Genomic DNA, 19075 nt, shown 5'->3' on the forward strand with positions numbered 1-19075 from the left:
CGGCCGGGGGTCCGGGGGTTGCCCCCCGGAACAGCACAGCCTCAACACGACGCAGGAGGCCGGCCGATGAGCCGCACAGCCAAGCCGTACGAGATCGTCGAGCGGGCGCTGGAGCTGTCCACGGCCGACGGCTGCGTCGTCATCGCCGACGAGAGTTCGTCCGCCAATCTGCGCTGGGCCGGCAACGCGCTGACGACCAACGGCGTCACTCGCGGGCGTACCCTCACCGTCATCGCGACCGTCGACGGTACGGAGGGGACTGCGTCCGGTGTCGTGTCGCGGTCTGCCGTCACCTCCGACGATCTTGAGCCGCTGGTACGGGCCGCCGAGGCCGCCGCGCGCGGCGCCGGGCCGGCCGAGGACGCCCAGCCGCTGGTCACCGGGGTGCCCGCGTCCCCGGACTTCACGGACGCGCCCGCCGAGACCTCGTCCAGCGTCTTCACCGACTTCGCGCCCGCGCTCGGTGAGGCCTTCGCCCGCGCCAGGGCCGGCGGCCGTGAGCTGTACGGCTTCGCGAACCACGAGATGACGTCCACCTATCTCGGTACGTCGACGGGCCTGCGCCTGCGTCACGACCAGCCCAACGGCACGCTGGAGATCAACGCCAAGTCGCCGGACCGTTCGCGCTCCGCCTGGGCCGGGCACTCCACGCGGGACTTCAAGGACGTGGACCCGGCCGCCGTCGACGCGGAGCTGGCCAAGCGCCTGGGCTGGGCCGAGCGCCGGATCGACCTCCCGGCCGGGCGGTACGAGACGCTGCTGCCGCCCACCGCCGTCGCGGACCTGCTGATCTACCAGCTGTGGTCGTCGGCGGCCAGGGACGCGGCGGAGGGCCGCACGGTGTTCAGCAGGCCGGGCGGGGGGACGCGGGTCGGCGAGACGTTGTCCGAGCTGCCCCTGACGCTGCGCAGCGATCCGAACGAGCCCGGCCTGGAGTCGGCGCCCTTCGTCGTCGCGCACTCCTCGGGCGACGACTCATCGGTCTTCGACAACGGGCTGCCCCTGGCGCCGACCGACTGGGTGCGGGAGGGGCGGCTGGAGCGGCTGGTCGCGACGCGGCACAGCGCGGGGCTGACCGGGCTGCCGGTGGCCCCGGCGATCGGCAACCTGATCCTGGACGGCGGCGGGGAGCGTTCGCTGGAGGAGATGGTCGCCTCGACCGGGCGCGGGCTGCTGCTGACCTGCCTCTGGTACATCCGCGAGGTCGACCCGGCGACGCTGCTGCTGACCGGGCTGACCCGCGACGGCGTCTATCTCGTGGAGAACGGCGAGGTGGTCGGCGAGGTGAACAACTTCCGGTTCAACGAGTCGCCGGTCGACCTGCTGTCGCGGGCCGCCGAGGCCGGACGTACCGAGAAGACGCTGCCGCGTGAGTGGGGCGACTGGTTCACCCGGGCCGCGATGCCGGCGCTGCGCATCCCGGACTTCAACATGAGCTCGGTCAGCCAGGGTGTATGACCCCCATAGACTGGCCGGGAACAAACCATGGCGCCCGAAGCGCCCAAGCACCGTTCAAGGAGAGTCAAGACCGTGACGGACATCGTCGACGAGCTGAAGTGGCGCGGGCTGTTCGCCCAGTCCACTGACGAGGACGCACTGCGCAAGGCGCTCGCGGACGGTCCGGTCACGTTCTATTGCGGCTTCGACCCGACGGCGGCCAGCCTGCACGTGGGACACCTCGTACAGGTCCTCACCGTCCGCAGGCTCCAGCAGGCCGGGCACCGCCCGATCGCCCTGGTGGGCGGGGCGACCGGCCAGATCGGTGACCCCCGGCCGACCGCCGAGCGCACCCTGAACGACCCGGAGACGATCGCGAACTGGGTGGCGCGGCTGCGTGCCCAGATCGAGCCGTTCCTGTCCTTCGAGGGCCCGAACGCGGCCACCATGGTCAACAACCTGGACTGGACCGCGGGCCTTTCCGCGATCGAGTTCCTGCGGGACATCGGCAAGCACTTCCGGGTCAGCAAGATGCTCGCGAAGGACTCGGTCGCCCGGCGGCTGGAGTCCGACCAGGGCATCAGCTACACCGAGTTCAGCTACCAGCTCCTCCAGGGCATGGACTTCCTGGAGCTCTACCGGCGTTACGGCTGCACGCTCCAGCAGGGCGGCAGCGACCAGTGGGGCAACCTCACGGCGGGTCTCGACCTGATCCACCGCCTGGAGCCGCACGCGAACGTCCACGCGCTGGCCACGCCGCTGATGGTCAAGGCGGACGGGACGAAGTTCGGCAAGTCCGAGAGCGGCGCCGTCTGGCTCGACCCGGAGATGACCACGCCGTACGCGTTCTACCAGTTCTGGCTGAACGTGGACGACCGGGACATCTCGCCGTACATGCGCATCCTCAGCTTCAAGAGCCGCACCGAGCTGGAGGAGCTGGAGCAGCTCACCGCCGAGCGGCCCCAGGCCCGCGCCGCCCAGCGCGCGCTGGCCGAGGAGCTGACGACGCTGGTGCACGGCGCCGAGCAGTGCGCGGCGGTCGTCGCGGCGTCGAAGGCGCTGTTCGGGCAGGGCGAGCTCGCCGGTCTCGACGAGGCCACGCTGGCCGCGTCGCTGTCCGAGCTGCCGCACGCCAGGGTCGCGGAGCTCGGGTCCGTCGTCGACCTGTTCGTCGAGGTCGGCCTGGCGCCGAGCAAGTCGGCCGCCCGCCGTACGGTCAAGGAGGGCGGGGCCTACGTGAACAACGTGAAGGTCATCGACGAGGACGCCGTACCGGCGCCCGAGGACCTGCTGCACGGCCGCTGGCTGGTGCTGCGGCGGGGCAAGAAGAACCTGGCGGCGATCGAGGTCGCGGCCGGCTGAGCCGGTCGTACGGCGCGAGCGGCCGGAGTGTGGGTTTCCACGCTCCGGCCGCTTCTTCGCGCAGGCCGCCTGTTCGCGTGCATGCGGCCGCGTGTACGCCACCGCGCCTCACTCAGGCCCGGCGTTTCTTGCCTTTCATCGAGGCATAGAGCATGTCGCCCAGTCCGACGATCACTACGGCACCGATCAGCTGGAGCAGATGCCGGATCCAGTCGATTCCCTTGGTGTCCTCGACGCCGATCCCCGCGGCGACGGAGTTGCCGACGATGCTGCCGAGGATGCCGAAGATCACCGTCAGCCACAGCGGGATCTGCTGTTTGCCCGGAATGATCGCTTTGGCGATCAGACCGAGGATCAGACCCACGATGATTGCCCACAACCAGCTCATGTCGCCTCCTCATCGGCGCGGTGTGCGCATGTGGGCCCAGTCTCGGACGGCCCCGCGTACGGCGCATGCCGGACACCGCCATACGTGGTCCGGCGGCGGGCGGAAGCCGAGGTGAGGGACCGCCCCGCTCTCGAAGGCGGCGCAGTGGCGGCGTACCGTGGAAGGCGTCCGGTCAGGGACGTCCGGCAGGGAAAACGGGTGGTGCGTCGTGCTGCGGAAGAAGAAGGACACCGAGGTCTTCCGGATCACCGGGGCCCGGCCCGCACTGGCCGACGACGTGCGCGGCCGGCAGCGCCGGTACGTCATCTCGATGTCGGTACGGACCGTCGCCGTGATCCTCGCCGCGGTCCTGTGGAACGTGGAGCGGCACGTCGCGATCGTGGCCCTGGCGCTGGGGCTTGTCCTCCCGTACATCGCCGTGGTCATCGCCAACGGCGGACGGGAGAGTGCCTCTTCCCTGCCTTCGGCCCACCTTCCGACGCCCGTTAGGCCGGCCCTGGAAAGCGCACCCCGGCCCACTGCCGGGGAACCGGCGGCGGAAGAGTCCGGACGCAGCCGTGAGGAACAGCCGCACGAGCGGAGTTGATCCTGTGCGGTCTGCAAAGCTCAAGAAAAGCTCAGATCAATCATGACGTTCCGGTGCACCGCACCCCGTGTCGCGTGACATACTTCGTAGGCGCTCCGCATCCCCCGTCGGAGCGACGGACCGACGCCGGGCAGCTCCCCCCGTGGCTGCTCGGCGTCGCCTTTGTTAGCTGCGGTTGGCCTAGGGTTGAGTGCGTGAACTCCCCTGATTCCCTTCTTTTCCCCGGTTCGGCCGACGCCGGCGCCACCGTCTGCTCCGCCAAGGGCTGCCGCTCCGCCGCCGTGTGGGTTCTCGCCTGGAACAACCCCAAGCTGCACACTCCGGATCGCCGCAAGACGTGGCTCGCCTGCGACGAGCACCGCGAGCACCTCTCCCAGTTCCTCGGCGTACGCGGCTTCCTGAAGGATGTGGTGACGCTGGAGGAGTGGGAGAAGGGGCAGGCCCGGTCAGCCTCCGATGGCTGACATCGGACGGTCGGGCTGCAGGAAGGACGGGTCGTCGAGGCCGGAACCCGCCTTCTTGCCCCACATCGCCAGCTTCCACAGCCGGGCGATCTCCTCGTCCGGGGCGCCGGAGCGCAGGGCCCCGCGCAGGTCCGACTCCTCACGGGCGAACAGGCACGTCCGTACCTGACCGTCGGCGGTCAGCCTGGTCCGGTCGCAGGCCCGGCAGAACGGGCGCGTGACGGAGGCGATGACGCCGACGCGGTGCGGGCCGCCGTCGACGACCCAGCGCTCGGCGGGCGCCGAGCCGCGCTCGTCCTCGCCCTCGGCGGTGAGCGTGAAGCGCGTACGCAGGGATTCCAGGATGTCACCGGCGGTTATCATGCCGTCGCGCTTCCAGCCGTGCTGGGCGTCGAGCGGCATCTGCTCGATGAAGCGCATCTCGTAGTCGTGCTCGACGGCCCAGGCGAGGAGGTCGGGCGCCTCGTCGTCGTTGAGTCCGGGCATCAGTACGGCGTTGACCTTGACCGGGGTCAGGCCCGCGTCGCGGGCGGCGGCCATGCCGTCGATGACGTCGTGGTGGCGGTCGCGGCGGGTGAGGGTCTTGAAGACGCCGGGGCGCAGGGTGTCGAGCGAGACGTTGACCCGGTCGAGACCGGCCGCCTTGAGCGCGACGGCGGTGCGCTTGAGGCCGATCCCGTTGGTGGTGAGGGACATCTTGGGGCGCGGCGCGAGTGCGGCGCAGCGCTCGACTATCCCGACCAGACCGGGGCGCAGCAGCGGCTCGCCGCCGGTGAAACGCACCTCGGTCACGCCGAGCTCGGTCACGGCGATGCCGATCAGCCGGACGATCTCGTCGTCCGTGAGCAGATCCGGTTTCGCCAGCCACTGGAGACCCTCTTCGGGCATGCAGTACGTACAGCGCAGATTGCAGCGGTCAGTGAGGGAAACGCGCAGGTCAGTGGCTACTCGCCCATATGTGTCGATAAGCATCCTCGACCCACTCCCCGATCCGGAACTCGTCTTTCTCGAACGCTGTCGAGCCTACGCGACGCCTCTGACAACAACAGGGCTCCGATACCACGGGAGCGGTGTGGCCGCGTCGTACGACTCTACGACGCGGCCACGGGGGCGCAGCTGTGGGAATGGGCGGTACGAGAGTGGTCGGTACGCTCAGTGCGCGCCGATGCCCGTGAGCGACTTGACCTCCAGCTCCGCGTACTTCCCCTTGTCCGGCTCGTCCTTGGACAGTACGGACCCGGCCCAGCCGAACAGGAAACCGAGCGGGATCGAGATCAGGCCGGGGTTCTCCAGCGGGAACCACGCGAAGTCCGCACCCGGGAACATCGATGTGGGCTTGCCGGAGACGACCGGCGAGAACAGCACGAGGCCCACGGACGCGGTCAGACCGCCGTAGATGGACCACAGGGCGCCCTGCGTCGTGAACTTCTTCCAGAACAGGCTGTAGAGGATCGTCGGCAGGTTGGCGGAGGCCGCCACCGCGAAGGCGAGGGCAACCAGGCCGGCGACGTTCAGGTCGCGGGCCATCGCGCCCAGCGCGATGGAGACGACGCCGATGGCCACAGTGGCCCAGCGGGCGGCCCGTACCTCTTCCTTCTCGGTCGCCTTGCCGCGCCTGATGACGTTGGCGTAGATGTCGTGCGCGAACGACGACGAGGACGCCAGGGTGAGGCCCGCGACCACCGCGAGGATGGTGGCGAAGGCGACCGCGGAGATCACGGCGAGCAGGATAGCGCCGCCCGCCGAGTCCGCGCCGCCGCCGATCTCCAGGGCGGCGAGCGGCGCCGCCGTATTGCCCGCCTTGTTGGAGGCGATGATGTCGCCGGGCTTGAGGAGGGCCGCGGCGCCGAAGCCGAGCACGATCGTCATCAGGTAGAAGGCGCCGATGATGCCGATCGCCCAGTTCACGGACTTACGGGCGGCCTTGGCCGTGGGGACCGTGTAAAAGCGGATCAGGATGTGCGGCAGGCCGGCGGTGCCGAGGACCAGGGCGATGCCGAGCGAGAGGAAGTCGAGCTTCGAGGTGCCGGTGGCGCCGTACTTGAGGCCGGGCTCCAGGAACGCCGATCCCTTGCCGCTGTTGGAGGCCGCCGTACCGAGCAGGTCGGAGAGGTTGAAGTTGAACTTCAGCAGGATCAGGAAGGTGATCAGCAGGGTGCCCGCGATGAGCAGGACGGCCTTCACCATCTGGACCCAGGTGGTCCCCTTCATGCCGCCGATGGTGACGTACACGATCATCAGGATGCCGACGAGGGCGACGATGAGGATCTTGCCGGCGTCGCTGGTGATGCCGAGGAGCAGCGAGACCAGTACACCCGCGCCCGCCATCTGCGCGAGCAGGTAGAAGATCGAGACCACGATGGTGGAGGTGCCGGCGGCGGTGCGCACCGGGCGCTGGCGCATGCGGTACGCGAGTACGTCTCCCATCGTGTAGCGGCCGGAGTTGCGCAGCGGCTCGGCGACGAGGAGCAGCGCGACCAGCCAGGCGACCAGGAAGCCGATGGAGTAGAGGAAGCCGTCGTAACCGAACAGGGCGATGGCGCCGGCGATGCCGAGGAACGACGCGGCGGACATGTAGTCGCCGGAGATCGCGAGGCCGTTCTGGAAGCCGGTGAACTGGCGCCCGCCGGCGTAGAAGTCGGAGGCGCTCTTGGTCTGGCGGCCCGCCCATACCGTGATGAAAAGGGTGGCGACGACGAAGAGACCGAAGAGGGTGATGATCAGCGGCCGGTGCTCGCTCGCGTCACCGGCGGCGGCGAGCTGGACGGTGGTCGCCGTGGTCAGCGCGGGGCTCATGCGTCGCTCTCCAGACGGGACTTGATGGCCTCGGACTTCGGGTCGAGCTGCGTGGCGGCATGACGCGAGTAGAACCAGGCGATGAGGAACGTGGTGGCGAACTGGGCGAGGCCGAGGACGAGGGCCACGTTGATGTTGCCGAAGACTTTCGTGCCCATGAAGCCGCCCGCGTAGTTGGACAGCAGTACGTACAGCAGGTACCAGGCAATGAATCCGACCGTCAGGGGGAAGGCGAAGGAGCGGTGGGCACGGCGCAGTTCGCCGAACTCGGCGCTCTCCTGCACCTCGACGAACTCCTGTGTCGTGTGCCCTGTTCGGATCAGGCCCGTGCCGCCCTGGGGCGGTGGTGCATCGGTTGCCACGGAATCTCCTCGCGACGCGGGTGCGGTGGGTGGGGTGGACAAAGTGACCTCACTGGTGGGGGCGGTGGTGCTCGTCCCCCTGACAACGGCACGGATCGCATCACGACTCGGTTCGGCATCCGCCATTTCTTTTCCGAAGACGTTGATACCGACGCATGATCGGCGCTAGCTTCACTCGTCATGTACCCGCTCATGTGCACCCGCGCAGGGGCGGCTCTCACGGATGATGTGGAGAACCCATGGCTCATCTGGGATCCAGACGGCAGCGCGCACTCGCCCTGCCCGTCGGACTGGCTCTCACGGCTACGCTCGGCTTCCTGCCCGGAGCGGCCGCTTCCGCCGCCCCGCTGGACGGCTCCGAAGCCCCGGCGGCGGCCAACGCCACCGGTCCCAAGCTGTCGTACGTGGTCAACACCAAGGGCGGCCACGGCACGAGCGCTTCGGTGCGGCGGGCGATCGCCAGGGCCGGTGGCACGGTGGTGAAGGCGTACGACCAGATCGGCGTCATCGTCGTCCACTCGCAGAACCCGGACTTCGGCAAGCAGATACGCAAGGCCAAGGGTGTGTCGTCGGCGGGCGCGACCCGCACCGCCCCGCTCACTCCGGTCGGCATCACGGAGGAAGGCACCACGCAGAAGCTGTCCGCGGCCCAGGCCGCGAAGGCGGAGGCTGCCGCGGCGCCCGGCCAGGAGCCGCTGGAGGCCAACCAGTGGGACATCCGCGCCATCGGCGCCGACAAGGCCGCCGAGGTCAACGACGGCAGCTCGAAGGTCACCGTCGGCGTGATCGACACCGGTGTCGACGACACCCACCCGGACCTCGCGCCGAACTTCTCCAAGTCCCAGTCGGCCAACTGCGTCGGCGGCGTCGCGGATTCGTCGGAGGGCGCCTGGCGTCCGTACACCGACGGCAGCGACCACGGCACGCATGTCGCCGGTACGATCGCCGCTCCGCGCAACGGACTCGGCGTCGCCGGTGTCGCGCCGGGCGTGAAGCTCGCGGGCATCAAGGTGAGCGAGCCGGGCACCAGCCTCTTCTTCACCGAGGCGGTCGTCTGCGGCTTCGTGTGGGCCGCCGAGCACGACATCGACGTGACGAACAACAGCTATTACGTCGACCCGTGGATGTTCAACTGCAAGGACGACCCGGACCAGAAGGCCCTCCTCGACGCCCTGACGCGCGCCACGAAGTACGCCGAGCGCAAGGGCGCCCTGAACGTCGCGGCGGCCGGCAACTCGGACTTCGACCTGTCGGCCGACGAGATCCTCGACGACTCCAGCCCGAACGACAGCACCCCCGGCGACCGGCTCATCGACCCGTCGGAGTGCCTGGACATCCCGACCCAGCTGCCGGGCGTCATGACGGTCACCGCGACGGGTGACAAGAACGTCAAGTCGTACTACTCCAGCTACGGTTACGGCGTCGCGGACATCGCGGCCCCGGGCGGCGACAAGTGGCAGATCCCTGCCACGCCGGACGCCAACGGCCGCGTCCTGTCGACCGTCCTGAACGGCGGCTACGGCTACAAGCAGGGCACCTCGATGGCCACCCCGCACGTCGCGGGCGTCGCCGCGCTGCTCAAGAGCGCACACCCGAAGGCGAGCCCCGCCGAACTCCAGCGCCTGCTCAAGAAGCAGGCCGACAACCCGGGCTGCCCGAGCCACGTCTACGACGCGGCGGGCAACTGGGTCGAGGCCACCACCTGCGAGGGCGGCAAGAACTACAACGGCTACTACGGCGCCGGCGTCGTCGACGCTCTCGACGCCGTCAAGAAGTGATCGTCCAACGCTCCGTCCACCCACGCGAACCGGAGATTCCATGACGCCGCACCGCACTTCGCGGTCCCGCCGCACCGTGGCCGTAACCGCGGGGATGGCCGTCACGGCCGCCCTCGCGTTCCTGCCCGGCACCGCGTCGGCGACCTCGGCCGACGCGCTCGGCACGCCGGGCGCCAGGGCGGCGGTCGCCGAGACCGCCGGCACGCCGCTGAGTTACGTCGTCAACGTCCGTCCGGGATACGGCAATGCGGCGAAGGTCAAGAAGGCCATCGGCGAGGCCGGCGGCACGATCGTCCACGCGTACGACCAGATCGGCGTGATCGTCGTCCACTCGTCGAACGACGCGTTCGCGAAGACGATGCGGCAGGTCAGGGGCGTCCAGTCGGCGGGTGCGACCCGTACGGCGCCGCTGCCCGCCCAGTCGACGAAGGATGTCGGTACGCCGAAGGCCCTCACCGCCGCCCAGGCGAAGGCGGCCTCGGCGGGGGCGGTCGCGGGCGAGGACCCGTTGCAGCCGCTGCAGTGGGACCTGCCCGCCATCAAGGCGGACAAGGCCCACGAGAAGACGCTCGGCAGCAAGAAGGTCACGGTCGCCGTGATCGACACGGGTGTCGACGACACGCACCCGGACCTCGCCCCGAACTTCGACCGCGAGGCTTCGGTCAACTGCGTGACCGGCAAGCCCGATACGGCGGACGGCGCCTGGCGCCCGTCAGCCGAGGAGAGCCCGCACGGCACGCACGTGGCGGGCGAGATCGCCGCCGCGAAGAACGGCGTCGGCGTCACCGGTGTCGCGCCGGGCGTCAGGGTCTCGGGCATCAAGGTGTCCACGACGGCCGGCTTCTTCTACACCGAGTCGGTCGTCTGCGGCTTCGTGTGGGCGGCCGAGCACGGCGTCGATGTGACGAACAACAGCTATTACACCGACCCGTGGATGTTCAACTGCAAGGACGACCCGGACCAGAAGGCGCTCGTCGACGCCATCGTCCGGGCCTCGCGGTACGCCGAGAAGAAGGGCGCGGTGAACGTCGCCTCGGCCGGCAACTCGAACCACGACCTCGCGGCGGACTCGATCCATGACACGACGAGCCCGAACGACACCACCCCGGTGTCGCGCGACGTCGACCCGGGCGAGTGCCTCGACGCCCCGGCGCAGCTGCCGGGTGTCGTCACGGTCGCCTCGACCGGTGCGAAGGGCCTGAAGTCGTCGTTCTCGAACCACGGTCTCGGCGTCATCGACATCGCGGCTCCGGGCGGCGACAGCACGGCGTACCAGCGTCCCGCGCCTCCCGCCGTCAGCGGGCTGATCCTGGGCCCGGTTCCGGGCGGCAAGTGGGCCTACATGGCCGGTACGTCGATGGCCGCCCCGCATGTGGCGGGCGTGGCGGCGCTCATCAAGAGCACCCACCCGCACGCCTCGGCGCAGCGCGTCAAGTCCCTCCTGGCGAGCCAGGCGGACGCGGCGCCGTGCACGGACCCGTACGACATCAACGGCGACGGAAAGGTCGACGCGGTGTGCGAGGGCGGTAAGAACTACAACGGCTTCTACGGGGTCGGCATCGCCGACGCTCTGGACGCCGTGACCAAGAAGTAGGCAGGGAAGCAGGCAAGCGGTACGCGGAACGGGCCGCCCGGACTCCACCGGGCGGCCCGTTTCCATGCCAGGGCGTCTTGGCATGTCGGGGCGTCTTCCATGCCAGGGCGGGCGTCACGGCCGGGCGTGGATGACGGTGGCGCGCAGCGGGTGGGTCGTTGACGCTCAGGCGGTTGTACGGCTTTCACGGTACGCCGACGGGGCGGCCGGGGCCTCCTGCCGAACCAGCACGCCTCTGGCCAGCAGGTACTGCGCGGCGATGTACGTGAGCATGATCCAGAAGTCGGGGACGGGCAGCCGCGGCCACTCGGCGACGCCGGTGGCGATGAGGGTGTCGGAGAGCAGGAAGAGCGCGCCGCCGAGTCCGGCGTACAGGCCGAGCCCGCTCGCCCGCCATGCCATGGCCGTGAGCAGCACGCTGTATCCGGCGACCGGGGCGCGCAGTTCGGCGGGGAGGCCGGGCCACAGAAGCGCGACCGTGGTGACGAGGGCGACGGCGTATCCGGCGCCGAGGAGCCAGGACGTGCGGCTACGTCCGAACAGCACGAGATAACAGACGTGTCCGGCGGCGAAGGAGCCCATGCCGAGGAGGAAGGCCCAGTCCGCGTCCCCGTTCGCGTCGGCGTTCGCGTCGGCGAGCAGGAACACATCGCCGCCCCAGCCGAAGAGCAGCGCGGCGATCAGCGGCCGGGGCGCGCCGCGCACGGCCGCGTACGCCGCGAGCAGCGGCATCAGCAGCGGCTTGGCGACGAGGTGGCCGGCGTCGGCCCCTGCGACGAGCGAGCCGAGGTCGGCGAGGGCGGCGACGCCGAAGGCGACGAGGAAGCGCCGGGCCCACGCCGTACGCCGCCGGCCGAATCCCGCTCGGCCACCGGCGACGCCGGCGGCCGCGCTCACGCGGCGCGTCCCGCGGCGGCTTCCCGCGTCTGCCCGGTCGCTCCCGGCTCCGCCGAGCGCGGCTGCCAGCCGGGGCCACGGAAGATCCGTCCCGCGCGCTCGCGCCAGCTCGTTGCCGCGCGTACGTCGCGGACTATGGCGGCGTACTCGTGGGTGGCCACGCGCAGCGGGTTGTACGTCTCGATGTTCTTGGTCAGGCCGTAGACGGGCCGCTCGGTCTCGGCCGCGAAGGAGCCGAAGAGCCGGTCCCAGAGGATCAGGATGCCGCCGAAGTTGCGGTCCAGGTAACCGCCCTGGGAGGCGTGGTGGACGCGGTGGTGGGACGGCGTGTTCAGGACGTACTCGAAGGGGCGCGGCAGCTTGCCGACACGCTCGGTGTGCACCCAGAACTGGTAGACGAGGTTCGCGGAGGAGCAGAACGCGAGCGCGGCCGGGTGCACGCCGCAGGCGATCAGCGGCAGGTAGAACGGCCAGACGGTGAGGCTCGTCCAGGGCTGGCGCAGAGCGGTGGTGAGGTTGAACTTGCGGCTGGAGTGGTGGACGACGTGGCAGGCCCACAGGATGCGGATGACGTGGTGGCCGCGATGGGACCAGTAGTAGAAGAAGTCCTGCGCGAGCAGCATCAGCGGGATCGTCCACCACAGGAGGGGGACGCGGGCGGGCGTCAGCTCGTACACCGCCATGTAGATGGCGACGATCGGGATCTTCCAGAGCAGGTCGAAGCCGATGCTGCCGAGCCCCATGCTGACGCTGGTGACGGCGTCCTTGGTCTCGTACCCGGCGGCGTCTTCGTCGGGGTGGAGGCGGTAGCTGACGATTTCGAGCACGGTGAGCAGTACGAAGGCCGGTATCGACCACAGCACGACATCGGGCAGGTTCGGCATGCCCGCACGATAGAGGCGCAGGTGAGCGCTCGGCTAGGGGTTGTTACCGACAAGTATGTGAGACGGCTTGTCAGCGGGGTGGGCAATGCGTGGTTGGCCCTCTGTCGCTCGGGTCGGTCCGTCATACGATGCTTGTCCGCCTACACCGATCTCGACATGGGAGTAACCGCCTTGCAGGGCCTCGAAGTTGCCTTAGCCCGGCTTGCGGGCACCGTCGCGGGCGCGGCGGCCAAGTCCCTCCTGATCCCCCGGCCCGGCGCGGGCCTGGTCGACGCGCCGGTCCGTCCGCTGCCACGCCCGGCGAGCCCCGACCGGCTGGCGAAGGTGCTGGGGCGGCGGCTGGCACAGTCGTACGCCGATCTCCCGGAGGCCGAGCGGCTGGCGGCGGCGGACGCGGTACGGGGCGCGTTCGAGGCGGCGGGCGAGATTGGTGCTGATCGGCTGTTCGCGGTGAACCTGGAGCCGGTGCGGCTGGCGGCAGAGCTCAAGGGCCCCGGTCCGGCAGCCGGGCTGAGCGCGCGCGGCGAGGAGCTGTACGGGGAGCTGCTCGGGTTGTGCTGCGCGCACCTGCTGGAGCAGTTAACGGCGCATCCCCACTTCCCGGCGCGGGCGGCGGTGGAACAGACGCGGGCGGCGGGACGCACCCGCGACCTGGTGGAGGACGTACAGGCGCGGGTGGGACCACGCCCGGACGCGGCGGCACTGGCCTTCGAGCAGCGGTACGCCGACTTCGTGGCCCAGACCCACGGGCGGCTGGAGCTGTTCGGGCTGACGCTGGGGCGGTCGGGCAGCGAGTGGCCGCTGGACACGGCGTACATCAGTCTGGCGGTGAGTGGCGAGGGCGGGCCCCGAGAGGACTTCGCCCTGCCGCACGCCGGCCCGGTCACGGTCAAGGCCGAGCAGGCGCTGTCCGCCGCGAACCGGGTGATGCTGCGGGGCCCCGCGGGCTCGGGCAAGAGCACGCTGGTGCAGTGGCTGGCGCTGAATGCCGCGCGGCGCAGTTTCGGCCGGGAGCTCGACGACTGGAACAAGTGCGTGCCGTTCGTGTTGCGCCTGCGGGCCTTCACGTGCTCCGAAGCGCTGCCCCTGCCGGGTGACTTCCTGCGGGCGACCGGCGTCCCGCTGGACGCCCCCGCAGGCTGGGCGGAGTCGCTGCTGACGGAGGGGCGGGCGCTGGTTCTCGTCGACGGCGTGGACGAGGTGCCGATGCGGCTGCGTAGCCGTACGGAGTCGTGGCTCAAGGCCCTGATCGCGGCGTTCCCGCAAGCGCGGTACGTCGTGACGACGCGGCCGTCGGCGGTGCCGGAGGACTGGCTCGCGGGCCAGGGGTTCGTCGCGCATTCACTGCTGCCGATGGAGCGGGAGGACATTCGGGCGTTCGTCGCGCACTGGCACGACTCGGCGCGGCGTGAGTGCCTGTCCGACGCGGAACGGGAGCTGCTCGACACGTACGAGAAGTCCTTGGTACGGGCGGTGACTACGCGCAGGGACCTGGGACGGCTGGCCACCAACCCGCTGATGTGCGCGGTGCTGTGCGCCTTGAACCGGGACCGCCGGATGCAGCTCCCGCGCGCGCGGAAGGAGCTGTACGACGCGGCGCTGGACATGCTGCTCGTACGGCGGGACACCGAGCGGGAGATCACGCGCGTCGAGGGCGTGGACCTGACCCGCGAGGAGCAGACGGCGCTGCTGCAACGGCTCGCGTACTGGCTCATCCGCAACGGCCAGGTCGAGGCGGAGATCCCCGATGCGGTGGAGATGGTCGCGGAGTGGCTGGCCGCGATGCCGCAGGTGCGGGGCACGCCGCAACAGGTGTTCTCGCACCTGCTGATCCGCAGCGGGCTGCTGCGCGAACCGTCACCGGGCGCCGTCAACTTCGTACACCGCACCTTCCAGGACTACCTGGGCGCGAAGGCGGCGGTGGAGGCGCGGGACTTCGGGGTGCTCGTACAGAACGCGCACGACGACCAGTGGGACGACGTCGTGCAGATGGCGGTCGGGCACGCGCGCGCGGAGGAACGGGCGCGGTTGCTACGGCAGTTGCTGCGCCGCGCGGATAAGGCGAAGCGGTGGAGGTACCGGTTGGTGCTGCTGGCGGCGGCGTGTCTGGAGCACGCGCCGGAGCTGGATCCGGCGGTGCGGGCGGAGGTGCAGGCGCGGACGGAGGAGCTGCTGCCACCGAGGAATCTTGATGAGGCGGAGGAGCTGGCCAAGGTGGGCGAGCTGGTGCTGGAGTTGCTACCGGGTCCGGCGGGGCTGGACGAGGACAGCGCCGCCGCGATCGTGCGAACGGCAGGCCTGGTCGGGGGTGACGCGGCCCTGGAAGTGATCAGCTGGTTCCGCGAGGACGCTCGGTTTCCCGTGGCCTTCCAGCTGTCCGCCAGTTGGAGCGCGTTCGGCACGAAGGAGTACGTCGACACGGTGCTGTCGGGTGCCCCCCTGCCGGAGACCTTCCTCAAGGTCCGCACGCCGGAGCAGGTGGCCGAGCTGCCGAGACTGCGCCACCTCACCTATGTCCGGCTCGAAGGTGAGCACGGAATCCCGCCGGAGATCACCAGTCACACCTCACTCGAAGCGCTGTTCTTCAACAAGGACCCCGGACTGCGCGATCTGTCCCCTCTGGCGTCGCTGCCGCACCTGGAACAGGTCGGGATCGACGAGTGTCCGTCCGTGACGGATCTCGGGCCGCTGCGCCTGTTGCCGCTCAAGCACCTGTTCCTCTACCGGCTGGCCGAAGGGCTGTCTCTGGCACCGCTCGCCGAACTGCCCGCGCTGGTCAACCTGGGACTCGCCTTCTTCGTGCCGGGGGTGGTGAGTGTCGGTGACATCCCGGCCCGTCCCGCTCTCCGCAGCCTCAGCCTTCTCGGAGTTGCCTCCGTCATCCGCCTCGACGGGCTCGAACGCTGGGCCGAGCTCGAAACGCTGACCCTCGCGGGTGACATGCAGGCCCGGCAACTGGCCCAGCAGAGCTGGCCGTTCCGGCTGACTTATTTGCAGATCGTCGACCAGGCCTCCCTGGACCTCGGCACGGTGGTTGCTCACCAGGAACTGACAAGGCTGCACCTGGGCCGTTGTCAGCTCATCTCAGGCGTGGAAGCACTGCGGGAACTACCGCACCTGAGGCATCTCCGCCTGAGTGACTGCGGGGGCCCCATCGATCTCACCCCGCTCGCAGACCTGGAGAACCTCACAATTCACACGTACCTCAATACGACGGTGCACGGGACGGCACTCTTCCCCCCGGAGCGGCTCATCCACCACCGCTAAACCCCCGCCGCCCCCAACAACGACCCCGCCCCATAAGTAACCGCCATAGCCAGCGCCCCACCCGCCATGTTCCGCAGCACCGCCTGCCTCGGGGGTGCGGCCCCCAGTCGGGCGCTGCTCCAGCCCGTCAGGGCCAGTGCGATGAGTACCGACACGACCGTGACCGGGAGCCGCCAGGCCGGGGGCGGGAGGACGATCGCCAGGAGTGGGAGCAGTGCGCCCACCGTGAAGGCAACGAAGCTGGCGGCCGCCGCGTGCCAGGGGTTGGTGAGGTCCTCGGGGTCGATGCCGAGCTCCACGCGCGCGTGCGCGCGCAGTGCGTCGCGTTCGGTGAGCTGCTGGGCGGCTTCGCGGGCCACGTCCTCGGACAGGCCACGCGCGGCCAGCAGCTCCGTCAGTTCGGCCAGTTCCGCCTCCGGGTCCTCCCGTAGCTCCCGGCTTTCCTCGGCCAGCGCCGCCTCCTCGGAGTCGCGCTGCGTCGACACCGATACGTACTCCCCCGCCGCCATCGACATCGACCCGGCGAGCAGTCCGGCGAGGCCCGCCGTCAGGAGCGCGGACCGCTCGTCGGTCGCCCCGGCGACGCCGACGACGATGCCGGCGGTCGAGACGATGCCGTCGTTGGCCCCGAGCACCCCGGCGCGCAACCAGTTCAGGCGCGCGCCGAGGGCTCCCCCGTGGGCTTCGTCATGAGTCTGCGGAGTCTGCTGCTCGGTCACCCTGGGGAGGGTCTCACCCGTGGCGTCACCAGACGCGTACCGACCCGCCCGGCGCGAAGGCCGGACTCGTCGCGTCGGGCGGGATCTCGGTGAGGGGCTCATCCACCTCCGCCGCCAGCGGACCCGCCTTCGCCGCGATCCGGCCGAGGAGGGCGAGGTCGAAGCCGTACACGCGGGCGGCGTTCCCGCCCACCATGGCGGCGACCTCTTCCCTCGGCAGTCCGGCGTACGCGATGCGCAGGCCCTCGCGGGAGTACGGCGCCGTACCTTCGTCGTGGGGATAGTCGCTGCCCCACATGATCTTGTCGAGGCCGATCCGGTCGCGCAGCGGCACCTCGTGCGGGCGCATGAAGCTCGCGCCGACGTAGCAGTTGTCGCGCCAGACCTCGCCGGGGCTGCTGCCCATCGAGCCCGCCAGTCCCGCCCCGAATTTGGACTCCGCGGTGGAGGCGCGCGTCGCTGCCGCCACCAGACGGGAGTGGTAGTAGTCCAGCATGTCCAGCACGCCGGGGATCCAGCCCGATCCCTGTTCGGTGAGGACCAGCTTCAGGCCGGGGTGGCGGCGGAACGCCCCGCCGAACATCAGGTGCCACAGGGCCCGGTGCGAGAACCACGTCGTCTCCACCATGAAGACGGCGCGGGCGGCCGGTTCGTCGCCCAGCGGCGGGGACGCGGAGCCGCCGTGGTGGTTGACGGGTACGTCCAGCTCCTCGCAGACGGCCCAGATCGGGTCGTACGTCTGTGAGTAGAGCTCGGGTATGCCCGAACCCGGTGGTGCGCCGGGCAGCAGGATGCCCCCGGTGAGGCCTGCCGCTTTGGTGCGGCGGATCTCCCGTACCGCCTCGTCGGCGTCGTTGAGGAGGATCTGCGCGACGCCCGCCCGCCGTCCCGGCGCCGCGTCGCAGAAGTCCGCCAGCCACCGGTTGTGGGCGCGCAGGCCCGCCCAGCGCTGTTCGTACTCCGCCTTCGAGGGTGCGGGGGCCATCAGCGAGGCGCTGGGGAAGAAGGGCGGGATGGTGTTCGGGAAGACCACTTCCGCCACGATGCCGTCCGCCTCCAGTTCGGCCAGGCGGCGCGCGGAGTTCCAGTTGCGGTCGGCGGTGTCGGCGAGGAGGTCCTCGTACGGGTTGACGTACGTCGCCGCCCACGCGTCGAAGTCGTCGTGGTGGCGTTTCTCCAAGTACGGCTTGTAGTCGAGGAGGTCGGCGCCCGCGTGGCAGTCGGCGGAGATGACGGTGTACCGGTCGTCGTCGGTCATGGTGACACTCCCAGCACCGGGAAGTCGTGTCCGGTCAGCCAGTGGCGCCCCACCTCGCGCGACCTCGCCCACGACGCCTCGACGGCCCCCTGGTCGTCGGGCTGGCCGAGATCCCTTGGCGTCGGACCGATGCGGCGTGCGAGCGGGGCGAGTTTCGCCGTGTCGAAGCCGAAGACCTCGGCCGCGGCCAGGCCGAGGATGCGGCGGGTCTCGGTGACGGGGATGTCGTGGAAGGTTCGCTTCAGCCACGCGCGCGTGTCGGGCCAGGTGCCCTCGGGGTGCGGGAAGTCGCTGCCCCACAGGATGTTGTCGACGCCGATCTCGTAGCGCTGGGCGAGTTCGCGGCGCTTGGTGTTGGTGGCGCAGATGAAGACCTGCCGGTCCAGGTACTCGCTGGGCGGCCGCTTGAGTTCCGCGAAGGGGGAGAGTTTCTTTCCGCCGTGCGCGCCCAGGTACAGGCGGTCCATGAACCACAGCTGGTTCGGCAGCCACCAGCAGCCGGACTCGGCGACGCCGAACCTCAGCCCCGGATGGCGCTCGAAGACGCCCGACCAGAGCAGGAACCACAGCGGCCTGGCCGGCCACCACGTCACCTCGGAGACGTAGATGCCCAGGTGGTCGCCGTACTCGTGGCGCGGCGCGGCGCCCGAGTGGGTCACCACCGGCATGCCCGTCTCGGCCGCCGCCGCCCACACCGGGTCGTAACGGCGGTCGTGGTACGGCGGCCTGTCGACCCACATCGAGGGGATCATCAGCGCGCCCAGCCCGGACTCCTTGGCCCGGTGGATCTCCGCGACGGCCTTCTCCACCTCACCCGTGATGGGCAGGAGCGCCACGCCGCAGTGCCGTTCGGGGTTCTGCGCCACGAATTCGGCGAGCCACCGGTTGTGCGCCTGCGCGCCCGCCATGCCCAGGCGCGGGTCCTGGTCGCCGGAGAGGCCGAGGCCGACGCCGAAGGGCGCGGCGGTCCGGCTGTCGACGGCATCGGCGTCCGGGAAGACGACCTCGGCGGCCACTCCGTCGCCGTCGAGCTCTTTGAGGCGCTGGGCGGTGTCCCAGCCGCCGCGCAGGCCCTCCTCGTTGTCCTGGAACCACTTGGCGGCGAAGGCCTCGTTGCGTACGCCCAGGCGCGTCATCTCCTCACGGCGGGCGTCGCGCTGCCCGAGGAAGTCGTCGAAGTCGCGGTGGAAGGCGCTGTCCAGGTAGGGCCGGTACCGCTCGGTTGGCAGACCGGCGTGGCAGTCGGAGGAGATGATCAGGTACGGGTCGTTCTGTGCTGTCAT

Annotated in this window: 16 protein-coding genes; 7 read left to right on the forward strand and 9 right to left on the reverse strand. The window is 70.2% G+C overall.

Annotated features, from left to right (window positions below; all coding sequences use genetic code 11):
• Positions 1-66: 66 nt before the first annotated feature.
• Both G412_RS0123655 and tyrS read left to right on the forward strand, forming a co-directional pair.
• Complete coding sequence (locus tag G412_RS0123655; RefSeq protein ID WP_028814255.1) at positions 67-1458, forward strand: metallopeptidase TldD-related protein; 1392 nt, start codon at positions 67-69, stop codon at positions 1456-1458.
• Positions 1459-1530: 72 nt separating this feature from the next.
• The gene (gene tyrS, locus G412_RS0123660) at positions 1531-2799 is read left to right on the forward strand and encodes a tyrosine--tRNA ligase (RefSeq protein ID WP_028814256.1); all 1269 of its coding nucleotides are present in this window, start codon (positions 1531-1533) and stop codon (positions 2797-2799) included.
• Between the two features lie 112 nt (positions 2800-2911).
• Here the strand turns inward: tyrS and G412_RS0123665 are convergent, their stop codons facing one another.
• Positions 2912-3187, reverse strand: a complete 276-nt coding sequence (locus G412_RS0123665) for a GlsB/YeaQ/YmgE family stress response membrane protein (RefSeq protein ID WP_028814257.1) — start codon at positions 3185-3187, stop codon at positions 2912-2914.
• 208 nt (positions 3188-3395) lie between these two features.
• Here G412_RS0123665 and G412_RS0123670 point away from each other — a divergent pair, with 208 nt between their 5' ends.
• Positions 3396-3773 carry a DUF3099 domain-containing protein gene (locus G412_RS0123670; RefSeq protein WP_208857924.1) on the forward strand — a complete coding sequence of 126 codons (378 nt, stop codon included), beginning with the start codon at positions 3396-3398 and terminating at the stop codon, positions 3771-3773.
• Positions 3774-3967: 194 nt separating this feature from the next.
• A complete protein-coding gene (locus G412_RS0123675) occupies positions 3968-4237 on the forward strand; it encodes a hypothetical protein (RefSeq protein WP_028814259.1) in 270 nt (89 codons plus the stop codon).
• Here G412_RS0123675 and moaA read toward each other — a convergent pair.
• From moaA to G412_RS0123690, 3 genes are all read right to left on the reverse strand, one after another.
• Positions 4220-5209, reverse strand: a complete 990-nt coding sequence (gene moaA, locus G412_RS0123680; RefSeq protein ID WP_028814260.1) for a GTP 3',8-cyclase MoaA — start codon at positions 5207-5209, stop codon at positions 4220-4222. The two genes, G412_RS0123675 and moaA, sit on opposite strands and share 18 nt — an antisense overlap.
• 180 nt (positions 5210-5389) lie before the next feature.
• On the reverse strand, positions 5390-7033 hold the full coding sequence (locus G412_RS0123685) for a solute symporter family protein (RefSeq protein ID WP_028814261.1): 1644 nt from the start codon (positions 7031-7033) through the stop codon (positions 5390-5392).
• On the reverse strand, positions 7030-7395 hold the full coding sequence (locus G412_RS0123690) for a DUF485 domain-containing protein (RefSeq protein ID WP_028814262.1): 366 nt from the start codon (positions 7393-7395) through the stop codon (positions 7030-7032). The genes G412_RS0123685 and G412_RS0123690 overlap by 4 nt, the downstream gene beginning before the upstream one ends.
• 239 nt (positions 7396-7634) lie before the next feature.
• On the opposite strand from G412_RS0123690, the gene G412_RS0123695 reads away from it, so the two are divergent.
• Both G412_RS0123695 and G412_RS0123700 read left to right on the forward strand, forming a co-directional pair.
• Positions 7635-9173 (forward strand): S8 family peptidase, encoded by a 1539-nt coding sequence (locus G412_RS0123695; RefSeq protein ID WP_028814263.1) that lies wholly within the window; start codon positions 7635-7637, stop codon positions 9171-9173.
• Positions 9174-9213: 40 nt separating this feature from the next.
• Positions 9214-10767, forward strand: a complete 1554-nt coding sequence (locus G412_RS0123700; protein ID WP_028814264.1) for a S8 family peptidase — start codon at positions 9214-9216, stop codon at positions 10765-10767.
• Between the two features lie 165 nt (positions 10768-10932).
• On the opposite strand, the gene G412_RS0123705 is transcribed toward G412_RS0123700, so the two are convergent.
• On the reverse strand, positions 10933-11664 hold the full coding sequence (locus tag G412_RS0123705; protein ID WP_028814265.1) for a lysoplasmalogenase: 732 nt from the start codon (positions 11662-11664) through the stop codon (positions 10933-10935).
• A complete protein-coding gene (locus G412_RS35685) occupies positions 11661-12548 on the reverse strand; it encodes a sterol desaturase family protein (RefSeq protein ID WP_051338564.1) in 888 nt (295 codons plus the stop codon). Before G412_RS35685 ends, G412_RS0123705 begins: the two co-directional genes overlap by 4 nt.
• 132 nt (positions 12549-12680) lie before the next feature.
• On the opposite strand from G412_RS35685, the gene G412_RS0123715 reads away from it, so the two are divergent.
• Positions 12681-15815 (forward strand): NACHT domain-containing protein, encoded by a 3135-nt coding sequence (locus tag G412_RS0123715; RefSeq protein ID WP_341860599.1) that lies wholly within the window; start codon positions 12681-12683, stop codon positions 15813-15815.
• Here the strand turns inward: G412_RS0123715 and G412_RS0123720 are convergent.
• The 3 genes from G412_RS0123720 to G412_RS0123730 are packed head-to-tail and all read right to left on the reverse strand — an operon-like array spanning position 15812 to position 19075.
• Positions 15812-16636, reverse strand: coding sequence for a VIT1/CCC1 transporter family protein (locus G412_RS0123720; RefSeq protein WP_078607301.1), 825 nt, complete (start codon positions 16634-16636; stop codon positions 15812-15814). The genes G412_RS0123715 and G412_RS0123720 overlap by 4 nt on opposite strands.
• Positions 16560-17792 carry an amidohydrolase family protein gene (locus G412_RS0123725; RefSeq protein WP_028814268.1) on the reverse strand — a complete coding sequence of 411 codons (1233 nt, stop codon included), beginning with the start codon at positions 17790-17792 and terminating at the stop codon, positions 16560-16562. Before G412_RS0123725 ends, G412_RS0123720 begins: the two co-directional genes overlap by 77 nt.
• A complete protein-coding gene (locus G412_RS0123730) occupies positions 17789-19075 on the reverse strand; it encodes an amidohydrolase family protein (RefSeq protein ID WP_028814269.1) in 1287 nt (428 codons plus the stop codon). Before G412_RS0123730 ends, G412_RS0123725 begins: the two co-directional genes overlap by 4 nt.

The sequence above is a fragment of the Streptomyces flavidovirens DSM 40150 genome (assembly GCF_000429085.1).
Classification (GTDB): Bacteria; Actinomycetota; Actinomycetes; order Streptomycetales; family Streptomycetaceae; genus Streptomyces; species Streptomyces flavidovirens.